We start from the raw sequence: 4,642 nt of genomic DNA on the forward strand, positions 1-4,642 counted from the left end.
GCGGTATGCGAAACTCATCGAGGCGCGGGGTTCCTTCAGGTTGCTCTTTGGTCGGAACAACCTTCCTCACGGAGCCCCGCGCCTTCGTCGTCACAGCCCCCAGGGACACTCACACCCCGTAACGATTACCCAACGTCACAAATCGTTGCCGGGAATGGCTCACTGACCATGTCAGGGGGCGGCGGGCACGGCCGGCGGTCGCGAGTCGGTCGACGCCTGTCTGCCCGTCTGCCGTCGACCTGCCGACCCGCAGGCCGCCATGCATGCTGCTCGTCTCTCCTGGAAACCGCCCGAGGAGTCCTTCCGTGCCCGCAGTTGCCGGATCACAGCCCGCCGCGCAGACGCACCGCACCCTGATCGTGGCAAAAATGAACCCCGCCGACGCCGACGCCGTCGCCGAAACCTTCGCTGAGTCCGACGCCGGGGAACTTCCCGGAATCGTCGGCGTCACCCGCCGCGAACTGTTCGAGTTCTACGGGCTTTACTTTCACCTCATCGACGCGTCGGCGGATGTCGCCCCGAAGGTCTCGGACGTGCGTGGGCATCCGCTGTTCGTGGACGTGAACACGAGGCTGGAGAAGTTCATCACCGCCTACGATCCAGCGACCTGGCGGGGGCCGCGGGACGCGATGGCGCGCAGCTTTTACCACTGGTCGGCCGGCTGACCGGCCCCGGCCTACGCCGCCGCAGACCCGCCTCGCCGGAAAACCTGCCGCCGAACCCATGTGCCGCCACCCGAGGAGATCGTGACATGCCCCAGCATTGGACCGCCGACGCCCTGCTCGACTTCCTCGTCGAGCAGGCCGGGCTGCCCCCAGCGGACCGCCCCTCCGACCTGACCGTGACGTTCGGCGATATCGGTCTGGACTCGCTGGCCTACCTGCAGCTCTCGGCCGAGGTGGTCGGCGCCTTCGGGGTGGACCTGCCGGGCGAGATGCCGGATGGATACACCCTCGCCGAGATTCTCGACACCGTGAACGCCGCGCTCGGCGAGCGCGAGCCGGTCTGAGTCGCGACGGCGCCCGGAATCGCCGGCCGCCGATTCCAGATCCGCATCCGGAGTTTCCTTCATAAACCGGGGAGTAGCCGTGAGTGGGCATACCGACAACTCGATCTTCATTGGCGCCGGTATCGACACGGTCTGGACCATCACCAACGATCTGCCCTCGTGGCCCGATCTGTTCACGGAGTACGCGTCGGTGGACATCATCGAGAGCAACGGGAACACCTTCAAGTTCCGGCTCACCATGCATCCGGACGAGAACGGCACGGCGTGGAGCTGGGTGTCGGAACGGACGCTCGACCCGGCGAACCGGCAGGTCCGCGCCTACCGCGTCGAGACCGGGCCGTTCGAGTACATGCACATCCACTGGACCTACACCCCGGCGGGCGCCGGCACCCGGATGCGCTGGGTGCAGGACTTCCACATGCGTCCGGCGGCGCCGCTCAACGGCGTGCAGATGACCGAACGAATCAACACCAACTCCGCCCGGGAGATGGCCGTGATCGGGGAGAAGGTCGAGTGGGCCGCCGCGTCCGCCGGTCGTGCCCCGCTCGCTGTGGCCATGCCGGAACAGGTCTGAGGAGGACGCGACCGATGGCAGCTCCAGCGACGACGCCGCCGAAGGTTACGACATCGTGCCCAACCGGCGCCGGGGCGGGGACATCCGTGCCCTGCTCTCCCCGGCGACGGTCGGCTCGACCACCGGCTTCCTCGGCACGCTCACCCTCGAGCCCGGCGAGGTCGTCACCGAGCACTGGCACCCCTACTCGGAGGAATTCCTCTACTGCGTGCGCGGCATCGTGACCGCCCGGCTGGACGGTGAGCACCAGGTCCTGGCCGCCGACCACGGCGTGTGCATCCCGATCGGCATGCGCCACCGCATCATCAACACGGGCGAGGAGACCGCGTTCCTCGTGTTCCACCTCAGCCCGCTGGCGCCCCGCCCCGACCTCGGCCACGTCGACACCGAGGCGGTGCTGAACCCGGACGCCCCACACGCCCCGATCATCCGTTCGGGCCCCCACGCCACCACCCTGCCCGCCGAGGCCCTGTCCGCCGGGGCCAGACGGTGAGCGAACCCAGGAGGACGGTGGTCACCGGCATCGGAGTGGTCGCTCCGGGCGGGCTGAACCGCAAGGAGTTCTGGACGCTGCTGACCGACGGGCGCACGGCGACCCGGCGACTGTCGTTCTTCGACCCGTCGCAGTTCCGTTCGCAGGTCGTCGCCGAATGCGACTTCGACCCGGCGGCGGCCGGGCTGACCGCTCAGCAGATCGCCCGCAACGACCGCTTCGTGCAGTTCGCGCTCGCCGCGGCGCTGGAGGCGGTCGAGGACAGCGGCCTGGACCTGCGCCCCGCCGGCGCCGGCGGCCTTGGCGACGAGGCCGGGGCCGGGGCCGGCCTGGTCATCGGCGTCAGCATGGGCAGCGCGGTCGGCGCGACGACCCGGCTGGAGAACGAGTACGTCGTTGTCTCCGACTCGGGCCGCCACTGGGAGGTCGACCCGCACTACGCCAGCTCCTTCCTGTACCACGCGCTGGTCCCGAGCTGCCTGGCCACGGAGCTCGCCTGCCGCTTCGGCACGCACGGCCCGGCGTCGGTCGTCTCGACCGGCTGCACCTCCGGCATCGACGCGGTCGGCTACGGCGCGCAGCTCATCGCCGACGGCGAGGCGGACATCGTGATCGCCGGTGCTTCCGACGCGCCGCTGTCGCCGATCTCGGTGGCCTGCTTCGACGCGATCCGGGCGACCTCGGCGCGTAACGACGACCCCGAGCACGCCTCCCGCCCCTTCGACGCCGGCCGGGACGGCTTCGTGATGGGGGAGGGCTCGGCCGTGCTCATCCTCGAGGAGCTGTCGGCCGCGCGGGCCCGCGGCGCGCACATCTACTGCGAGGCCGGCGGCTAGGCGTCGCGGTCCAATGCGTTCCACATGACCGGGCTGCGCCCCGACGGCGTCGAGATGGCCGAGGCGATCCGGGTCGCGATGGACGCGGCGCGGGTCGGCGCGGACAACATCGACTACATCAACGCGCACGGCTCGGGTACCAAGCAGAACGACCGGCACGAGACGGCCGCCTTCAAGCGTTCGCTGGGGCAGCGTGCCTACGAGGTCCCGGTCAGCTCGATCAAGTCGATGGTCGGCCACTCGCTCGGCGCGATCGGCTCTCTGGAGATCGCCGTCTGCGCCCTGGCCATCGAGAACGACGTCGTTCCGCCCACCGCCAACTGGACTACCCGCGACCCGGCGTGCGACCTCGACTACGTGCCGAACATCGCCCGTGACCACACCGTCGACGTGGCCTTGTCGGTGGGCAGTGGGTTCGGCGGGTTCCAGTCCGCAATCGTCCTGTCGGCGCCGAACCGGTGAGCGCCGCCCTGGACACCGCGACTGTTGGTACCGCGACTGTTGGTACCGGCGCGGTCCGGCCGGTCGTCACCGGTCTGGGGGTCATTGCCCCCAGCGGCCTGGAGGTCGAGCAGTACTGGGCGTCGACCCTGCGCGGCGAGCTGCGCATCGCCCCGATCAGCCGGTTCGACCCCGACCGCTACGACGCCACGCTCGCCGGCGAGGTGGCCGGGTTCGAACCGGAGGAGCACGTCGACAAGCGGTACATCATCCAGACCGACCGGTGGACCTGGTTCGGGATGGCCGCCTCCCGGCTGGCCCTGGCCGACGCCGCCTACGACCCGGCCGACCACGATCCGTATGCCACCGCGGTCGTGTTCGGCAGCGGCTCCGGCGGCAACGACTTCGGCCAGCGGGAGCTGCAGCGGCTGTGGACCCGCGGGCGGGCCGCGGTGAGCGTCTACCAGTCGATCGCCTGGTTCTACGCGGCGACGACCGGTCAGACGTCGATCCGTCATGGCCTGAAGGGACCGTCCGGGGTCGTGATCAGCGACGGCGCCGGCGGCCTGGACAGCCTTGCCCAGGCCAGACGGGTCATCCGCCGTGGCACGTCGACGGTGCTGGCGGGGGGCGCCGAATCGGGCCTGACGCCGTACGGACTCACCTGCCATCTCAGCAGCGGCCGGGTCAGCACCGCCGCCACGGCGGCGGACGGCTACAAGCCGTTCGACGTGCGGGCGAACGGCTACCTGCCGGGGGAGGGCGGTGCGACCCTGGTCGTCGAGGATCCGGCGGCGGCAGCGGCCCGCGGCGCCCCGCGTGTCTACGGGGAGATCGCGGGATACGCCGCGACTCACGCCGCCGCCGACCATGCCCGCCCGGCGCCGGACGGCCGCTGGCTGGCCACCGCGATGCGCCGGGCCCTGGCCGACGCGAGCGTCGTCCCGGGCGAGGTGGACGTGGTGTTCGCCGATGGCGCCGGCTCCCCGGACCTCGACGCCCAGGAGGCGGCGGCGATCCGGGCCGTGTTCGGCGATCGGGCGGTGACGGCGCCGCAGGGCTTCGTCGGCCGGATGTGCGCGGGCGGCTCGGCGCTGTCGGTGGCCGCGGCGCTGCTGTCGATCCGGGACGGCGTCATCCCCGCCGTGGGAAACCTCGACACCCCCGATCCGGGCTACGGCCTGGACCTGGTGCAGGCCACCCGGCGGACCCCCGTCCGGGTGGCGCTGGTCGACGCCCGCGGTTACGGCGGTTTCAACAGCAGCCTCGTCGTCCGCGCCGTCGACCCC

The 4,642-nt window shown here is 71.1% G+C and carries 5 protein-coding genes and 1 pseudogene; all 6 read left to right on the plus strand.

Annotated features, from left to right (window positions below; translation table 11 throughout):
• The first annotated feature begins 305 nt into the window (after positions 1-305).
• Complete coding sequence (locus G6R25_RS21815) at positions 306-665, plus strand: TcmI family type II polyketide cyclase (protein WP_136449430.1); 360 nt, start codon at positions 306-308, stop codon at positions 663-665.
• Positions 666-751: 86 nt separating this feature from the next.
• Positions 752-1,009 carry an acyl carrier protein gene (locus G6R25_RS21820; protein WP_136449429.1) on the plus strand — a complete coding sequence of 86 codons (258 nt, stop codon included), beginning with the start codon at positions 752-754 and terminating at the stop codon, positions 1,007-1,009.
• A gap of 79 nt (positions 1,010-1,088) precedes the next feature.
• Positions 1,089-1,583: an SRPBCC family protein gene (locus tag G6R25_RS21825; RefSeq protein WP_163554395.1), complete on the plus strand. Its 495-nt coding sequence runs from the start codon at positions 1,089-1,091 to the stop codon at positions 1,581-1,583.
• Positions 1,584-1,635: 52 nt separating this feature from the next.
• A complete protein-coding gene (locus G6R25_RS21830) occupies positions 1,636-2,076 on the plus strand; it encodes a cupin domain-containing protein (RefSeq protein WP_163554396.1) in 441 nt (146 codons plus the stop codon).
• Between the two features lie 17 nt (positions 2,077-2,093).
• Positions 2,094-3,374, plus strand: a pseudogene (locus tag G6R25_RS21835) (beta-ketoacyl-[acyl-carrier-protein] synthase family protein).
• The coding region (locus G6R25_RS21840) for a beta-ketoacyl synthase N-terminal-like domain-containing protein (protein ID WP_272871465.1) at positions 3,371-4,642 on the plus strand (1,272 nt) is incomplete at its 3' end. The pseudogene G6R25_RS21835 and the gene G6R25_RS21840, both read left to right, overlap by 4 nt.

The organism is Candidatus Frankia alpina (assembly GCF_902806485.1).
Classification (GTDB): Bacteria; Actinomycetota; Actinomycetes; order Frankiales; family Frankiaceae; genus Frankia; species Frankia alpina.

Bases quoted from the DNA above. Each gene is read 5' to 3' on its own strand.
- G6R25_RS21820 (WP_136449429.1), top strand. From the start codon at position 752: ATGCCCCAGCATTGGACCGCCGACGCCCTGCTCGACTTCCTCGTCGAG.